Annotated in this window: 19 protein-coding genes and 2 riboswitches; of the genes, 6 read left to right on the forward strand and 13 right to left on the reverse strand. The window is 33.8% G+C overall.

The window, feature by feature from the left end; all coding sequences use genetic code 11:
* Positions 1 to 171: 171 nt before the first annotated feature.
* The 3 genes from panD to panB all read right to left on the reverse strand — a co-directional run bounded on the left by panD (position 172) and on the right by panB (position 2,314).
* A complete protein-coding gene (gene panD / locus HHH54_RS05335) occupies positions 172 to 555 on the reverse strand; it encodes an aspartate 1-decarboxylase (RefSeq protein WP_198617805.1) in 384 nt (127 codons plus the stop codon).
* A gap of 92 nt (positions 556 to 647) precedes the next feature.
* A complete protein-coding gene (gene panC, locus HHH54_RS05340; protein WP_198617806.1) occupies positions 648 to 1,505 on the reverse strand; it encodes a pantoate--beta-alanine ligase in 858 nt (285 codons plus the stop codon).
* On the reverse strand, positions 1,502 to 2,314 hold the full coding sequence (gene panB, locus HHH54_RS05345; RefSeq protein WP_198617807.1) for a 3-methyl-2-oxobutanoate hydroxymethyltransferase: 813 nt from the start codon (positions 2,312 to 2,314) through the stop codon (positions 1,502 to 1,504). Before panB ends, panC begins: the two co-directional genes overlap by 4 nt.
* A gap of 73 nt (positions 2,315 to 2,387) precedes the next feature.
* Between panB and HHH54_RS05350 the strand changes: the two genes are divergently transcribed.
* Positions 2,388 to 3,260: an oxidoreductase gene (locus HHH54_RS05350; protein ID WP_198617808.1), complete on the forward strand. Its 873-nt coding sequence runs from the start codon at positions 2,388 to 2,390 to the stop codon at positions 3,258 to 3,260.
* A gap of 80 nt (positions 3,261 to 3,340) precedes the next feature.
* Here the strand turns inward: HHH54_RS05350 and HHH54_RS05355 are convergent, their stop codons facing one another.
* The 3 genes from HHH54_RS05355 to HHH54_RS05365 form a co-directional block, all read right to left on the reverse strand.
* Positions 3,341 to 3,877, reverse strand: a complete 537-nt coding sequence (locus tag HHH54_RS05355; RefSeq protein WP_198617809.1) for a hypothetical protein — start codon at positions 3,875 to 3,877, stop codon at positions 3,341 to 3,343.
* 88 nt (positions 3,878 to 3,965) lie between these two features.
* Entirely contained in the window at positions 3,966 to 4,169 is a 204-nt protein-coding gene (locus HHH54_RS05360; protein WP_198617810.1) for a hypothetical protein, read from the reverse strand.
* Positions 4,170 to 4,347: 178 nt separating this feature from the next.
* A complete protein-coding gene (locus HHH54_RS05365) occupies positions 4,348 to 5,667 on the reverse strand; it encodes an APC family permease (RefSeq protein ID WP_198617811.1) in 1,320 nt (439 codons plus the stop codon).
* 316 nt (positions 5,668 to 5,983) lie between these two features.
* Here HHH54_RS05365 and HHH54_RS11520 point away from each other — a divergent pair, with 316 nt between their 5' ends.
* The gene (locus HHH54_RS11520; protein WP_198617853.1) at positions 5,984 to 6,049 is read left to right on the forward strand and encodes an epsilon family phenol-soluble modulin; all 66 of its coding nucleotides are present in this window, start codon (positions 5,984 to 5,986) and stop codon (positions 6,047 to 6,049) included.
* A gap of 259 nt (positions 6,050 to 6,308) precedes the next feature.
* Complete coding sequence (locus HHH54_RS05375; protein ID WP_198617812.1) at positions 6,309 to 6,743, forward strand: antibiotic biosynthesis monooxygenase family protein; 435 nt, start codon at positions 6,309 to 6,311, stop codon at positions 6,741 to 6,743.
* Between the two features lie 293 nt (positions 6,744 to 7,036).
* Here the strand turns inward: HHH54_RS05375 and yydJ are convergent, their stop codons facing one another.
* The 7 genes from yydJ to xpt all read right to left on the reverse strand — a co-directional run bounded on the left by yydJ (position 7,037) and on the right by xpt (position 14,943).
* The gene (gene yydJ, locus HHH54_RS05380; protein WP_198617813.1) at positions 7,037 to 7,759 is read right to left on the reverse strand and encodes a YydJ family epipeptide exporter permease subunit; all 723 of its coding nucleotides are present in this window, start codon (positions 7,757 to 7,759) and stop codon (positions 7,037 to 7,039) included.
* 15 nt (positions 7,760 to 7,774) lie between these two features.
* Complete coding sequence (gene yydI, locus HHH54_RS05385) at positions 7,775 to 8,410, reverse strand: YydI family epipeptide exporter ATP-binding subunit (protein ID WP_198617814.1); 636 nt, start codon at positions 8,408 to 8,410, stop codon at positions 7,775 to 7,777.
* A 471-nt stretch (positions 8,411 to 8,881) separates the two neighbouring features.
* Positions 8,882 to 9,679, reverse strand: coding sequence for a hypothetical protein (locus HHH54_RS05390; protein ID WP_198617815.1), 798 nt, complete (start codon positions 9,677 to 9,679; stop codon positions 8,882 to 8,884).
* A 347-nt stretch (positions 9,680 to 10,026) separates the two neighbouring features.
* The gene (gene guaA / locus HHH54_RS05395; protein WP_198617816.1) at positions 10,027 to 11,568 is read right to left on the reverse strand and encodes a glutamine-hydrolyzing GMP synthase; all 1,542 of its coding nucleotides are present in this window, start codon (positions 11,566 to 11,568) and stop codon (positions 10,027 to 10,029) included.
* Between the two features lie 24 nt (positions 11,569 to 11,592).
* On the reverse strand, positions 11,593 to 13,059 hold the full coding sequence (guaB, locus tag HHH54_RS05400) for an IMP dehydrogenase (protein ID WP_198617817.1): 1,467 nt from the start codon (positions 13,057 to 13,059) through the stop codon (positions 11,593 to 11,595).
* A 34-nt stretch (positions 13,060 to 13,093) separates the two neighbouring features.
* Complete coding sequence (pbuX, locus tag HHH54_RS05405) at positions 13,094 to 14,362, reverse strand: xanthine permease PbuX (RefSeq protein ID WP_198617818.1); 1,269 nt, start codon at positions 14,360 to 14,362, stop codon at positions 13,094 to 13,096.
* A 2-nt stretch (positions 14,363 to 14,364) separates the two neighbouring features.
* Positions 14,365 to 14,943 (reverse strand): xanthine phosphoribosyltransferase, encoded by a 579-nt coding sequence (gene xpt, locus HHH54_RS05410; protein ID WP_198617819.1) that lies wholly within the window; start codon positions 14,941 to 14,943, stop codon positions 14,365 to 14,367.
* A gap of 283 nt (positions 14,944 to 15,226) precedes the next feature.
* A riboswitch (purine riboswitch) is annotated at positions 15,227 to 15,329 on the reverse strand.
* A 174-nt stretch (positions 15,330 to 15,503) separates the two neighbouring features.
* Here xpt and HHH54_RS05415 point away from each other — a divergent pair.
* The 3 genes from HHH54_RS05415 to HHH54_RS05425 all read left to right on the forward strand — a co-directional run bounded on the left by HHH54_RS05415 (position 15,504) and on the right by HHH54_RS05425 (position 17,493).
* On the forward strand, positions 15,504 to 15,914 hold the full coding sequence (locus HHH54_RS05415; RefSeq protein WP_198617820.1) for a general stress protein: 411 nt from the start codon (positions 15,504 to 15,506) through the stop codon (positions 15,912 to 15,914).
* Between the two features lie 191 nt (positions 15,915 to 16,105).
* A complete protein-coding gene (locus tag HHH54_RS05420) occupies positions 16,106 to 16,780 on the forward strand; it encodes a hypothetical protein (RefSeq protein WP_198617821.1) in 675 nt (224 codons plus the stop codon).
* 113 nt (positions 16,781 to 16,893) lie between these two features.
* Positions 16,894 to 17,493 carry a DNA-binding protein gene (locus HHH54_RS05425; RefSeq protein WP_198617822.1) on the forward strand — a complete coding sequence of 200 codons (600 nt, stop codon included), beginning with the start codon at positions 16,894 to 16,896 and terminating at the stop codon, positions 17,491 to 17,493.
* A gap of 53 nt (positions 17,494 to 17,546) precedes the next feature.
* A riboswitch (TPP riboswitch) is annotated at positions 17,547 to 17,648 on the forward strand.
* Positions 17,649 to 17,709: the final 61 nt, after the last annotated feature.

A 17,709-nucleotide genomic window follows, 5' to 3' on the forward strand; every position in this document is an offset into this window, starting at 1 on the left:
AAGTTGTAACAATAACTATAAAAACGTTGAATTAACCGCTTTCATTAACTTAATATGGAATCAAATGATATTAAAAAAGAAGCTAAATTGACGTTACGTCTCTTTATGAGGATATACGTCAAATTAGCTTCTTAATACTCAATTCAAAATTCAAACATAGTGAGTATCTTTTTATTGAACTATTGTATTTTCTTTTTCTGTAATCATTTGAACAATTTGGTTATCTTCATTCATCACGGCAACTTTTGGACTATGTGTGAGTAACTCTTTTTCATCGAGTTGTGCGTATGTCATGATAATGACTACATCGCCTACTTCTACTAATCTTGAAGCCGCACCGTTTAAACAAATTTTACCACTTCCGCGTTCTCCTGCAATCACATAAGTTTCAAAGCGCGCACCATTGTTGTTATTCACAATAGCCACTTTTTCATTCGGTAAAATATCAACAGCGTCTAATATATCTGAATCAATTGTGATGCTACCAACATAATTTAAATTTGATTCTGTGACACGGGCACGATGAATTTTAGCGTTCATCATTGTTCTAATCATTCTTTTTTCATCTCCAAAGTATTTTGATTGCTTCATCATAATGCATTTACACGGATTTTTCAATCACATGTGCTCGGTTCAATGTGTGATACTTATCTGTCATTAGGGTCAATGATGATATTATCAATCAGTCGGGCTTTTGAAAATTTTACCGCTAATGAAATAAAAATACGACCTTCGATATAGTGTTGTTCTTCAAGTTCTGGATAGCTATACACCGCAACTTCTTCGATACGCCCACTTGTATGTGTTTTTAAATAATTTGTAATCGCGTCAACAATGACTTGGCTTTCTCGCTCACCTTGCATATATAATTGATGCGCGCGTAACAAGCTCTGATGCAAATGTACAGCTTCTTCACGTTCTTTTGGTGTTAAATAGACATTTCTAGAGCTTTTTGCCAGACCATCTGCTTCTCGAACGATATCGACACCATGTATCTGTACTGGATGATTAAAGTCTTGAACCATTTTTTCAACAATTGCAAGTTGTTGCGCATCTTTTTTTCCAAAATAAGCATGATGCGGTTGTACGATGTTAAATAATTTATTCACAACTGTTACCACACCTTCAAAGTGCCCCGGACGTTTTGCACCTTCTAACACTTCCGCAAGACGGCCTACTTTTAATGTGATTCCTAATTCATCCGGATACATTTCTTCTATTGTCGGATAAAAGACATAATCAACACCAATCGCTTCGACAGCTGCAACGTCTTGCTCAATTTGTCTCGGGTAGGCATCAAAATCTTCGTGTGGACCAAATTGAAGCGGATTTACGAATACACTGATAACAGTAATGTCATTTTCATGAATCGATTGTTGCATCATTGTAAGATGCCCTTCATGTAATGCCCCCATTGTAGGAACAAAACCAATTGTTTTACCTTCTAAACGATGTTGTGTTGTCCGTTGTTGCATTTCTTGTATAGTTGTTACGACTTGTGTCATGCGTCTACCTCACTCATAATTTGTTTCTTATATGTGTATGCTTCAGATGGGAAGGCGCCACGTTTTACTTCGCTATGATATTGTTCTAGCGCAGCGACACCAACTGAGAAATCCTCATATTGTTTCACAAATTTAGCATGACGATCAACACCGTAATTAAGCATGTCATGATACACTAACACTTGGCCATCGGTATCTTTTCCTGCACCAATACCAATAACTGGAATCGTTAATTGTGAACTAATAGCTCGAGCTAAATCACTTGGTATTGCTTCTACTACGAGCGCTACGGCACCTGCACGTTCTGCCGCTTTAGCATCTTCAATCAATTGTGTAGCCGCTTCTTTTGTAGCTCCTTGTAATTTATAGCCCATCACACCTACACTTTGCGGTGTAAGACCAAGATGCGACACAATTGGAATCCCCATTGCTGTTGCTTGTGCAATAAATTGTGTAAGATGCGCACCCTCAACTTTCAACGCATTTCCACGACTTGTTTGATATAATTGAATCGCATTTTGTATATCTGTCGTTGGATCGACACCGACTGTACCAAAAGGCATATCTACCACAACAAACGTATCTGGTGCACCTCGACGCACAGCACGGCTATGATGAATCATATCTTCTAATGTCACATCTACTGTACTCTCATAGCCAAGCACCGTCATGCCTAATGAATCTCCAACAAGAATCATATCAATATTAGCTTGTTCCACTTGTTTAGCGCTTGGGTAATCATAAGCTGTTACCATTGATATCTTTTCGCCATCTTGTTTCATTTGTTGAATATTACTTAAAGTTTTCACACAGTTTCACCCTTTTTGTTATACTATCATACAACAAATAGTATAAACAAAAACGGAACGAGGAAGAAATGATATGACTAAAATTGCAATCATCGGACCAGGCGCTGTCGGAACGTCTCTTGCTGTCGCGTTACAGGACTATCCACATGTGACTTTGCTAGGACGACGTGCAACCACATTAATCTATGAAGAAGCAAAAACTTCAGAAACACAATCAATAGCTGTACAAGCATTACCTAAAACTACTGAACGCTATGATGTCATTTTCATTGCCGTCAAAACTTATCAACTTGATAGCGTTTTGCCTTATCTACCACATATGACTCATGACAAGACGTGTATCATTCTCGCACAAAATGGATATCAAAATTTACAACAATTCGCACCTTATCGCGTTTATCAAGCAGTAGTTTATATTAGCGGTCAAAAACAAGGCAATCACGTGACTCACTTTAGAGATCAAGTGCTACACATTCAACGTGATCACATTACAGAACAACTGGCTGAAACCCTTGCACATACACAGTTAATCTTACACTTAGAAAATGAAATCGAACATAAAATATGGTATAAATTACTTGTTAATTTAGGGATTAATACTATCACCGCACTAAGTCGTGACACTGCACAAGTGCTCAAAAATAAAGCCATGGTACAATTATGTGAACACTTATTACAAGAAGGTGTGGCTATAGCACAACATGAAGGTATTCCATTCTCTCAATCCATAGTGAAAGATATTATGAAGATTTATCAAGGATATCCGGATCAAATGGGGACAAGTATGTATTATGACATCATTAACAACCAACCGTTAGAAGTGGACGCTATACAAGGCTATATTTATCGAGCTGCAACACGCCATCAACTCAAAATGCCTTACATTGAAATGGCATACACACTGCTATCACATCATCATCAAAACGCACTGCAACTGCAAAATTAAAAAAATAGCTTGAGATTGGAAGACCACCCTCTCTATTCAAGGACATGATCATCATTCCAATCTCAGGCTATATCTTACTTTTAATTAGCTTGTACAAATTGTAATTCGTAAACCGCTGTTTCATGATAACGATTGAAAATATCAATCTTACTATTTAAGTTAATTTCTTGCGTTTTACGACTGACATTATGTTTATATTTAATGTTAATTTGTAAATCCGCTTCATATCCATTATTTTCAATGGTACGATCTAATTCGTGAAAGACATCCTCATTAATCGGCAGTAAATAACTTTCTTTACTTGGCAAAATACTAATATACTTCTCTTGTAGTAACTCTCCACCATTCAAGTAAATTTGAATAACAATTTGTTTCGCTGCACCAGCACCTAAATTGTAAAGTTTTAAAAAGTCATCCCCCAACTCAGGTGTGTCTTGATTGGTCGTATTTTTTAACGTTAATCGATTACCGTCACGCGTCATCAAGATTTGATTAAACCCAAGTGCCGGTAAAAAACTCATCTTCATTTGATACAGTTGCACTGATACCGAAATGAAATAAAAAAGTGCCATGATAAATGTCCCAATCGAACCAATCGCAGAAATAACATCAATCATACTTATTCTCCTTTTCTAAACATAAAAATAGAGGTAGCGGTTCGTGTTTACCACGTCCAACTTCCTCTTAAACGATTTATATTTATTTTTAAAACGTATGATGTTCTTCATTTGTATGGCCACGCAATGTAAAAGGCGTGATAGGATTTACTGACCATGTTACTAAAAGACTTAGTAAGAAAGATAAACTTAAAATATGAAGCCATGCAACATCATGCGCTACGAGTCCGCCAACAAAAAAGCCTATCAAACTTAATAAGAACGTTACACAAAAAACTTTTATAAATTGCACCTCTACACACTCCTTTATCCAAAATTTACGAACACACCATTATCAACAGTAACATAAACAAAAAAGTTAAGAAAGCACTTGCGTTTAAATCAACCTAAACTTATTTTTTAGTTTTTAACATAAAAAGATAGAGCATCTAACACCTTTTCCATATGTGTTAGTGCTCTATCCTTAATTACTATGAGCTTTGTTTCTTCATTTGATAAAGATAAATCGGTATACCTGTAAGTGTTATGATAATACCTGTTAATGCTAAGACTGGTTGTGTGAATAGCGTATTGATTAACACAAAAATCCCAGATACTAATGCGATAAGTGGTACCACCGGATAAAGTGGCACTTTGTAAGGTCGTTGCATCTCAGGTTCACGTTTTCTTAAGATAATAACTGCTACAAAAGCCATACTATAGAACGTCCAAATCACGAAAATCAACATATTTGTAATCGTATCAAACGCACCTAATAGCATCATAAATACCGCAATAACTACTTGCACCACACCACTTAACCATGGTGCACCTGCTTTCGTTAAACTTAAGAATAATTTCTGGAATGGCAGTTGTTTTAATTCAGCCATTGCATATGGAATACGCATGCCTGTCATCATATAGCCATTCATTGTACCATATACAGAAACTAATATACCAAGCGTGATGATTTTTCCACCATTTTGACCAAATAACGCTATAGATGCATCACTTGCAGCATTTAAATTTCCAGCTACATGTGATATTGGTAATGTCATTAAAAATGTAGCATTAATTAATAAATACACTACCATAATACAACCAATACCTAGTGCAATTGCCAATGGTAAATCTTTTTTAGGACGTTTAAGCTCACCAGCAATATTTCCAACATGAATCCAACCATCATACGCAAACATTGTCGCAAGTAAACCACTACCTAGTGCAGTGAAAAATCCTGATTGTGTACCATTTTCAATTGGAAATAATGAAAATGCTACATCATTGTCTTGAAATGCGCCTGCAATCACGATAATAATAATAGGAATCAGCTTAATGATTAACGTTGCCTTTTGCAAAGTATCTGCAGCACGTGATCCCATACAGTTAATAATTAATATTGAAACCGCACTAATGATAGCTATTGGTACAATGTATTGGGGCGCGATTTGAAAGAGATTGACGATTTGTGTCGCAAAAACAATAGCGAGCGCTGCGATATTAGCTGGAAAATAAATAAAACTTTGAGCCCAACCTGATAAAAAGCCCCAAAAGTTACCATACGTATACTCAATATATTTCGTTAAACCACCTGTTTCAGGAATAGCAGCAGCCAATTCCGCTCCTGTCAATCCTGCACAAATTGTGATTAATCCTCCAAAGAACCAAACGAACATTGTTAAACTTGTCGATCCTGTCACTTCGGTAATATTGGAAATTTTAAAGAAGACACCCGAGCCAATCACCGATCCCATGACAATAGAAAGTGCCGCGAAAAAACCTAAATTTCGCTTCAAATCTGTGTTACCCATTGATGAGAACCTCCCAATATTTATTTTAAATTAAAATTAATCATAATTAGTGTTAAATTCACTATCACTTTATTTTGTGATTCATCTCACATTAACGCGTCTTACTGTAAAAGTCAATAGCTTTATTAAAAACGCTTTCACTTTCAACAAAATATATGTTTTTTCATAATTTAGACATTTAAGTCATCCTAACTGTCTGAAATTTGTCACTTTAAAGACACATAAGCGTTTATTTTATTAAAGTACGAAAAATCGCCCTAAAAGTTCAAAATTGCCGATATAATAACATTAAATCAACTACAGGAGGTGAGTTCACATGACATTCATCGTTGACTTAATTAAAAAAGCTGTAGAATTCTTCACTGGTTTATTTAACAAATAATTGAATACTTCTAAAGACATGAAACACTTTAGCAACATATAAAAACCCGGGGCATTCACTTTTACTTGAATGTCTCGGGTTTTTAAGTTATACAACTATTTTTTTATGCTATATCTCCAAAATATTAAAAAGATACTATTTACATACTCAGTTTCAACCGTTTTGATAATGATGATATAGAATTAAAAATAAATTAAAAATGCCGCTTTAGACCCTGTTTATAGTGGGTATTACATTAATGTGTAAGGAGGTATAGCTTATGAACTTATGCCATCAAGATAAATTGTATATCATTAGTGAAAATCAAGATATTACAATTTATAAAAATAACGAATGGAAGACATATTCTGTCTTAGAAAGTGTCGGTCAATTAAAAAAACAAACGTTTTGCGTTTTAAATTATATTAAAGTCATTAATAATAAAGCAGATGAATTTGAATCTAAATTCATTGATGTAGATGAGCAACTTGAAGATTTAGAAGGGTTTGTTGCATTAAGAATCCTAAGACCTCAAAAGCCTGATGATTATTATCTTATCATCACTTTATGGGATACGGAATTACACTTCAAAATGTGGTATCATTCTCATCAATATCAAAACGCTTATCGTAATTGTGAATTAGTCAATCAATACCCTTACAAAAGCGTTATTGATCCTCAAATCTCATATCGCATCAAATTCAATACAGCATAGCAATCAATGCTTAAAACCGATTATAAATGAACCAATATATCATCTTATACTCCAAGGTTGATTGTAAAATGTCTAAAAATCTAATTTATAACAGAACACACTGTTTTTTAATTAACTGTCTTGGTGACAAAAAGGTTCTATCAATGGGTGTAGTGTGAAACTTCACTATAACACCATTAGATAGAACCTTTTTTGCTCTTTGCCAAAACAAACTAACTAATTAAAATATATAATTACATAAACGCTAATATATTTAACACTAGATTTATATGTAACGCCCTAGAAAATTAAATTTACATACCTAATTTTAACCATCTCTTTTTTGCTAAAACCAATGTTATAGAGTTAACCGTTATAATGAGAATAAAGAACAAAATTATTGTCCATACATCATGTGAAGTAATCATCATCATTTTATTACTAAGTATTTGATCTATAGACATATACATAGTATTACTAGCTTCAAACGGTGCAATAACACCAAAAATATTTTTATTAATAGCTACTAATATTATAGAGCCAATCCAGTAAATAATACTTATACCAATACTTATCAATACGTTAGGAGAAATAAGACTAATAGTACCAACAATTAATATATATTGAAAAATAACTAATGAAAATAAAATTAACAAAAGAAAATAATGTGAAAAATTAGAGTAAACCAAAGAAATAATAGTGATACCTAAGAATATAAAAATAAAACATTCGAAAAATAGTATCGCAACTTTTTTGTAAAAAAATGAAAAAATATTATCACCTATAAGTTTATAAAAAAGCGTGTTACTATTTGAATACTCTTTATTTATAAAATATGCAATAATAAAAGAGAAAAATAAAAAACCAAACTCTGTTGCAACAGTATAAGCACTAAAAAAATACTGACTATAACTTAAGTTATTAACTTTGTCTATTCCAACTGGTAGAAAATAACCTAATAAAAAAAGAAAAATAAATAAAATTCCTAATGTCAATATTATTTTATTTGAGATACTCTTTTTAAATTCTAATTTCAATATTTACACCCCTTTTTATAGATTAATATAATCTTCTATTAATTGATCTTTAGATAAATATTCTTCTATTTGGCGATTTCTGAACATAAAATATTTCCCCGGTACATTGCTTAAGTCTGATAAATTATGAGTAATATTAACTATAAGTTTAGATTTGTCATTATGTATAAATTTATTTAAAAAATTGTAAATCTCATTAACTGTTTTCTTATCTAATGCATTGGTCACTTCGTCTAAAATAATTATTTCATTATCTTCTAATAAAAAGCTTAAGAATTTAAGTTTTTGCTTTTGACCATCACTTAGATTTTTAATCAATACGTTAGATGGTATCTCTTTAATATTAAGTACTTCAATGATTTCAGTAAATGTTTGAGCTGATGCTGGAAATTTAGTTTGTAATAACTTCAACAAATCTTTCTTTGTTATATCTGTCGGAATATTAGAGAAGCTAGAAATTAAAGTAGTTTTATTTGTAATAGTTTTAGGGATATTACCACTATTATTTAATACAAAGTCTTTTGCTAATTGTGATTTTCCCACACCATTTTTACCAACAATATGATTAACGTAACCAGGGTAGAAGTTTAAAGTACAATTATCAATTAAACTTTTCCTCTTAATTTTTAATGAATAATTATTTATTTTCAATATTTACATCCCCCTATGAATAAATGTATTTACTACTATGTCTTACAGTATTTAAAGCTATTGTAATACCATGATTTTTAGTATTAGGGTAAACCATTAGTTCTTGTAAAATAACAAACTCTGTATCTACTCTTAATAAATATATAAGCTTTTGAATGTTCCATAAATTATGTATATTGTTTTTACCATTATTATAATTACATTTCTCTATAAGAATATATTTAGTTTATCATACTTTATATTGTCATAGATGTATTTTCTGTGAACTAAATCTTAAATTCAATATCAACTCCCCACCAGAAACCTATTACATATATCAAAAAACTATTTTCATTCAATAAGTAAGATATAAATAGCAGCTTATTACAGATTAATTGTACTATTTTGGTACATCTATTCTTAATTTAAACATCGTAATCCTATAATAATCATTATTAACATACATTAGAAATTTTTCGTAAAATAACTTCTCTATGATGCTCTTTGAGTTTGCTTGTTTATAATAGTTTGTATATATAGCGCTAACAGTAGTTCTAAACAATGATGATCATTAGTAAATGTGATAGTATGCTTTTCTCCGCGTTTCTTTGTACTTTTATTTTTAGAGAAATCCAAAATACTTCTATTTGATCGAACCACTACTTCACCTTTTGTATTTGAAATAGTAGTATACGTACTCATATAAGCGTTATTAAATGAATAATTTACACTGTCAGATTTGAAATCATAAGGTAATTGTTGTTTAATCCCTTTATCCTTAAAAAGTTTTCTCATTTCAAAGATACCTATATTTTTTTTATTTAAATATACATTGTATTTATATCTAAGTGGAAAAACACTTTTTGGAATAATTTTAACTTCATTATTTTCAGAATTCAAATAAGTGCTATACATGGGAAAAAACCCAAATAAGCTCATAAATTTATGCTTTTTATTATAAAATGTAGGAGTAAATGTTATATTCTCCACCCCGTATACAGGAATTACTTGGTCATCTACTACATAGAGGGGGAATTGAAAAAAGTACTCATTTGATTTTAAGTTTAAATCATCATTACTAATAAATTCATATGTTTTATATTTTGTTTGTAAATACTTTCTAAATAAAAGCATTAGTATCATAATAATTGTCATACCTAAAAAAAGTAACCACGATAGCCACAATGGGATATTTAATAATGTATCTTTAATTAATATAAATGAAATTGTGTTAATAATACTAAGTAATAATAAAGTAATCCATATCAATGTCTCTCTAATCATTGCCATTGGTATAACACTCCTAGCTATGTTCTATAATAAATGATTTTAGAATAGATCGAACTGGTGACATTTAAATTACAAATGTTGCTAGTTCAATTTTTTACTTTTTAGATGCAAAAAGGCGCAATGACCTCTATTATTGAAAGTGACCAAACCCTAATAAATGAGATCATGCGCCATGAACTGTTTTATATCAAAAACACTTAATATTAAAGATGAAAATAAATATTTTAAAGAGATTAACAACGTCAAATGGTTTAGTCCCTTAATTAAATTGAACAGTTCTATTTGACGGAGAACCCATAAAAATAACCCTCTAACCATTAGTTAAAGGGTTATTTATTTTCATATTGTTATTCCCATTCTATAGTACTTGGTGGTTTTGAAGTAATATCATATACTACACGGTTAACGTGATCGACTTCATTCACGATACGTGTTGAGATTTTTTGTAAGACTTCCCAGTCAATACGTGCAAAGTCACTTGTCATACCATCGATAGATGTGACAGCACGGATTCCGATTGTGTAGTCATACGTACGATAATCACCCATCACGCCGACTGAACGAATATCTGGGAGTACTGTAAAGTATTGCCAAATTTCACGTTCTAAACCTTCTTCACGAATCACTTCGCGTAAAATTGCATCAGATTCACGTACAATTTCAAGTTTGTCTTCAGTGATTTCACCTAAGACACGAATACCAAGCCCTGGGCCTGGGAATGGTTGACGCCATACTAAATGTTCTGGAATCCCTAATTCAATACCAAGCGCACGTACTTCATCTTTAAATAGTGTGTTGATTGGTTCAATTAATTCGAATTCCATGTCTTCAGGTAATCCACCTACATTGTGGTGTGATTTAATCGTTTGTGCTGTTTTAGTACCTGACTCAATAACATCTGTATAAAGTGTACCTTGTGCTAAGAAATCGACACCTTTCAATTTTGATGCTTCATCGTCAAACACATACACAAACTCATTACCAATGATTTTACGTTTTTGTTCTGGATCTGATACGCCTTTAAGTTTAGACATGAAACGGTCTTTTGCATTAACGCGAATGATATTCATGTTGAAACCTTCACCGAATTGTTCCATAACCATATCGCCTTCACCTTTACGTAAAAGACCATGATCTACAAAGATACAAGTGAGTTGGTCACCAATCGCTTTGTGTAATAACACTGCAACGACAGATGAGTCTACGCCACCACTCATTGCACATAACACTTTGCGATCACCAACGCGCTCACGGATTTTTTCGACTTCAATATCGATAAAGTTTTCCATTGTCCATTCGCCTGTACATTGACATACACGACGTACAAAGTTACGTAATAAGTCATTACCAAATTCCGTATGACGCACTTCTGGATGAAATTGTACGCCATAAATGCGACGCTTTTTATCTTCAATTGCAGCATATTGTGTGCTTGGACTATCTGCAATCACTTCGAATCCTTCTGGAATATCAATCACTTTATCAGAGTGGCTCATCCAAACTGTTTGTTCTTCAGGTAAGCCAAAGAATAATTCATCAGACTTCGCATTAATCGTTGCTTTTCCATATTCACGTTGGTTCGCACGTTCTACTTTACCACCTAATAATTTTGTAGTGAGCTGCATACCATAGCAAATTCCTAAAATCGGTACACCTAAGTTATAAATTTCTGGATCTATGGTAAATGCATTCTCTTCATATACAGAGTTTGGTCCACCTGACAGGATAATGCCTTTTGGATTCATTTTTTTGATTTCGTCAATTGAGATTTCGTGATCATGCAATTCACTGTAAACGCCGATTTCACGGATACGACGTGTAATTAATTGGTTGTATTGACTCCCAAAATCTAAGACAAGAATAAGCTCTTGTTCTTTTGCCATTTCCATACGCGTAATTACTCCTTTATTCCATTAATATGAGTAGTTTGGTGATTCTTTAGTGATTTGAACATCGTGTGGGTGACTTTCAACTAAACCAGCCGCACTCATTTTTGTAAATTGTGCTTCTTCACGTAACGCTTTTAAGTCTTTTGAGCCTGTGTAACCCATACCACTCTTCACGCCGCCGATAAGTTGATAAATTGTATCTTGTAATGGTCCTTTGTAATCGATACGACCTTCTACACCTTCTGGTACATATTTTTTAGGTACTTTGTCTTCTTGGAAATAACGATCGTTTGAACCACTTTCCATTGCGCCTAATGAACCCATACCGCGATAAACTTTATATTGACGGCCTTGGAACATTTCAACAAGTCCTGGACTTTCTTCTGTACCTGCAAGTAAGCTACCTAACATAACGGCATGACCACCTGCTGCAAGGGCTTTAACGATATCTCCTGAAAACTTGATACCACCGTCAGCGATAATTGTTTTACCATGTTTACGTGCTTCTGTAGCACAATCGTAAACTGCTGTAATTTGTGGTACACCTACACCTGCAACGACACGTGTTGTACAAATTGAACCAGGTCCGATACCAACTTTAACAACATCTGCACCTGCTTCATATAGTGCTTTTGTTGCTTCTGCAGTCGCAACGTTACCTGCAATCACAGTGATGTCTGGATATTTACCTTTAATATTTTTCACTTGTTCGATAACACCGCGAGAGTGACCGTGTGCTGTATCGATAACTAAAGCATCTACACCCGCTTCAACAAGTTTTTCTGCACGAATGTCTGTGTCTTTAGAAATACCAATTGCTGCTGCTACTAATAAACGGCCATGGCTGTCTTTTGCAGAATACGGATATTCGTGTACTTTTTCGATATCTTTAATTGTAATTAAACCTTGAAGCACATCGTTTTCAACAAGTGGTAATTTTTCAATTTTATGGTCTTGTAATATTTTTTCTGCTTCTTCAAGCGTTGTACCAACTGGAGCTGTAATTAAATCTTCTTTTGTCATAACATCAGAAATTTTAATTGAGAAATCTTCAATGAAGCGTAAGTCACGATTTGTAAGAATACCTACAAGTTTACGTGTATCTTTATTTTCAACAATCGGTACACCTGAAATGCGATATTTACCCATTAACGCTTCTGCTTCATATACACTTTCTTCTGGTGTTAAGAAAAATGGATCTGTGATGACACCATTTTCTGAACGTTTTACTTTTTGAACTTCATCAGCTTGGTGCTCAATACTCATATTTTTATGAATTACACCTAAACCACCTTGTCTAGCCATCGCAATCGCCATTTTAGATTCTGTAACAGTATCCATCCCTGCTGAGATGACTGGAATGTTTAATTTAATCTTATCTGATAACTCAACACTTAAATCCACTTCTTTTGGTAATACGTTAGACTCAGCTGGAATTAATAATACATCGTCAAAAGTTAATGCTTCTTTCACAAACTTGTTTTCCCACATTTTTTTACAGCCTCCATTCAAATTGATAGTTTTATTATTTCACATTTTCTTCATTTTGTTGATAGTTTATACCATTAAAAAATAAATTCAAGATAATTGCTGAAATTGTACCTAATACGATGCCATTTTGCGTAAACCATGCAAATTGTTCGCCCAAAGCTTCAAAGGCTTCGGGTACTGCTGTTACCCCTGCGCCGAGGCCTACAGAGATAGCGATAATGAGTAAGTTATTTTGATTTTTAAAGTTGATTTCATTTAAAATGCGCATCCCATAAGCCATAACCATTCCAAACATCGCTAACATTGCACCGCCTAAAACAGGGAGTGGAATTACATTTGCCAATGCACCGAGTTTAGGAATACATCCACAGATGATGAGCAGTATCACCATACCGTAGATGACATTATTCTTTTTAACACCTGAAAGTGAAACTAATCCGACATTTTGAGAATATGCCGTATACGGAAACGCATTGAAAATTGCACCGAGCATAATAGCGATACCTTCAGCCATATACCCTTTACGAAAATCTTTTCGGATGAGTTCGCGACCTGTGATTTCACTTAATGCTTGATAGACACCCGTTGATTCAATCAAACTCACGAGCGCAACGATAAAAAATACAATAATCGCACCAATATCAAAGGCGAAACCTGTGAATCTAAACGGTCTTGGTAATTCGAACCAGTGTGCCGATTGGACTTCAGATAGGCTCACGAGCCCGAAAGCACTTGATATTACTGTACCTACAATCAGTCCAATTAAGATGGCAATCGACTTAATAAAACCTTTTGTAAAGCGCTGGATGACTAAAATCACAATCAGTGTTGTAAATCCTAAGGCAATATTTTTCGGATCTCCGTAATTTTTAGACCCTTCACCACCAGCAATATAATTCATTGCAACAGGCATTAATGTAATACCAATAATTGTTACAACGCTTCCTGTTACAACAGGTGGGAAAAATCGGATTAGTGATGCAAAAAATGGTGCTACAATAACGACTAAAATTCCTGATGCAAAAAGAGAACCGTATAAAACATCAATTCCTTTAGTCTGACCAATTAATATCATTGGCGCAACTGCTGTAAAGGTACACCCTAACACAACAGGTAAACCAATACCGACACCACGATAAACTTGTAGAAACGTTGCAACACCACACATGAAAATATCTGCAGTGACAAGATATGCTATTTGTGAGGCAGAAAATCCTAAGCTGGTCCCTACAATGATAGGTACTAAAATCGCACCTGCATACATCGCTAAAAGATGTTGTAAACTTAACAGAAACGATTTCATACTTACATATCTCCTACAAGTGTGATTTGATTGTTTTTAAGGGAAGCGACACGGCATAATGACATCACATTAAGACCTGCTTCTTCCAATCGTTGACGCCCAGGTTGAAAGCTTTTTTCAACAAGAATGCCAACACCAACAGTCGTTGCACCTGCTGCCTGAACAAGACGGTTTAAACCGAGCGCAGCCTCACCATTTGCTAAAAAATCATCAATAATCAATACGTTGTCATCCTCTGATAAATACGAATCAGATACAACAATAGTATTAGTTTGATTTTTAGTGAATGAATGCACATCTGTTTGGTAACTCCCTTGTGTTATAGTGCTTGGTTTTGCTTTTTTCGCAAAAAGACAAGGCACTTTAAAGCGATGTGCAACCATTATAGAAGGTGCAATACCAGATGCTTCAATCGTTAAGATTTTAGTCACACCTGAATTTTTAAACTGCTCGTAAAACGTCTGACTGACTTCATCCATTAACATTGGATCAATTTGATGATTTAAAAAACTATCGACTTTAAGGATAGATTCGTCAATCACTACGCCGTCTTGAAGTACTTTCTCACTTAAACTATGCACGACGATTCCTCCTTGATAAAATTAGGTACAAAAAAAGGCTAAGACTGAAATACTAAGCGTAAACATAGATATTAATCATATTCATGAATTTAAATGAATATCATTAAACTCCACATCAATCCTAGCTTTTAGAGTATCTGTTATGGTCTCCCAGAACACAAACCTTTATGTCTCAACCTCACTAAGAGTAATCGTCATGCAATTGTTGAATAACGCTAAAATGCTTATACCGAATATATACATTATTTGAATGTAAATATGAATTGAGCTAATTTTAGCGCTCATAACTATAACAATTACTCATAGTCACGTCGTTTAAGGCGACATGGTAGAAACTTCTAAAGCCATATTCTTCAGATTATATGAGTATCTAAATTATTAACCGATAATAGCAAATTTATAAAAGAAGCGCAACACCATTGTGTTATATTGATTAAATTCAGAAATTTATGTAAATTAACGGTATATCGTTAATATCTTTATAAACGTTTTTGAAACCGTTTTAACTTCTTAAAAGCGGGTAAATATAATCATGGATGCTATCAAGGAGGCGCTAGAAAATGACAAAATTTGAAGTAGCTCGTAATGAAGAAGAAGCAATTAAAATTGTTGAATCATTTTTAAGAAATGGATACAACGAAAATGAAATTACTGTAATTAGCCGTGAAAAATTAAAAACTGATCGCTTTAATGACTCACAAATTCAACATAAATCAACGAATGCAACAATTAGTGATAAATTTATGCGATTCTTTATTGGTGAAGATGCGGAAGAAGCTGTACTAACACGCTACAATTTCAATGACAACGACAAAGAAGACTTAAAGCAAGACATTTCTAACAACAAGATTGTGATCATCGGTCAAAAAGATAACATTAAAAACGGTGAAGTTGCAAACAACGCCGCATACCAAGACACTGAAATTGATCGCAATCATAAACCATCAGAACATAAAGGCGACATTGAATAATATTTACATTAATACACTAGAGGTTAAGAGAGAAGCTTGAGAATATCATGATATATTCTAAGAAAGTTGCTTGAACTTAACCTCTTTTTGTATGTAAATTTTCCTCTTCTCTCTAACTAAAAGATAGTTTGCACCACAACGTCTGTAATTCGATATGCTATACTAAATGAAATAATGAGAGGGGGATATCAATGGAATTTGTACAGATAAAATCAACGCAAGATCAGTGGTACAAACCCGCAATGGAATTCTATCGCGGTAAACTCGATCCACTTGTGACAGAAGACGAATCTGTTTTTGTTCAATCTTTAAAAACTGAAAAAACACAAAATGATTATGTCTTTTTAGTAGGCGTGGAAAATGATAAAGTTGTGAGCTTTGCCACGGCTCATTATGAAGCAACGACGAATGCTGGATTTATTATTTATTTAATTGCTGATAAAGGGCCTGAGTGTGAAGCGTATTTAAAAGAGACACTTGAAGAAGTTGAATTAGGCATTAACGCCTTAGCTCATCAATTACATGGTCGTGATGTGAATTTCTTCATGTTTGAATCAACATTCGAGTCACCCAATGTAGATAATGAGACTGCTGCGGATATTGCCTTTAGACGTCGCTTTTTACTTCAACATGATTTTGAAAAGCAAACTGTCATTAACTACGTGCAACCATCTCTAAATCGGAATGGCAAGCCTGTCCCGTTAGAACTCTATATTAAATCTAATGTACCTTTAACGAAAGATATTTATGGCGCGAGTATTAAATCTTGCTATATCTTAAAATATGTTTTTGCTAATCGGTTACCTCGAAAAATCATCTACCCGTTATTAGTTAAAATGGATTTACGTAAAGAGATAGATGACTAACCCCTTGAAATCAGTCTTTAAAGCCGTTACAATAATGTAAAGGTAAGACTCACGGCTCACTGAACGCACTCTGCCGTTTGTCTAAAAAATAGACTTAGAAAGGATCCTGACTTATGCTAACTAAAGAGTTTGCCGAACGAACAGGCTTAAGTGAGAAGCAAGTCCGTAAGATTGTCCAACATTTAGAAGAAAGAGGCTATCACCTTCAAAAAACTGAATACCGTGGCCGTGAAGCTACAGATTTCCAAGAAGACGATATCTCATTATTCCAAGAAATCGCTGAACGCGTTGGACGTACTAATAGTTATGAACTTGCTTTTGAAGAACTAGAAAAAGAAAAAGATTTCTTACAAGTGATTGTGAAAGAAGATAATCAGAATCTACCAAGCGACCAACAAGTCCCTCACCTTTTAAACGAACTACAAAATGAAATTCGACAAATGCGTGAAGAACGTCAAATGCTTGGTCAAATGGTTTCACAAGTTCATCAACAACAAGAAGAGCTTAAAGCATTACATAATCAACTTAAACAACAACTTGAAACAAGCAATCAATCACTTGCAACGATTACTGAAGCTCAAAAGCAACACACTGAACAAATGAATCAAACACAACAAACGATTGAATCACAAGCACAACAACATAAAGCACTTGCGCATACGATTGAGCGCAATGAGAAAAAAGGCTTCCTACAACGTTTATTCGGTGGCTAAACTTTACATCCCTCACTTTCGAGTTTTATAATTGATTATGAATTATAAACTTAATACAGTGCTAGGGGTGCTCGAGGTGAGCTGAGAAAGAAGATTCTTAACTCTTTGAACCTGAAGTGGTTAGAACCAACGAAGGGAAGCTTTAAACATACTATTTAGTATCATCTAGGTATGGTCATGAATCAATTTCAATCTTCATATAACCTCCTGCCCTCT

Source organism: Staphylococcus canis (genome assembly GCF_016238445.1).
GTDB classification, from domain to species: domain Bacteria; phylum Bacillota; class Bacilli; order Staphylococcales; family Staphylococcaceae; genus Staphylococcus; species Staphylococcus canis.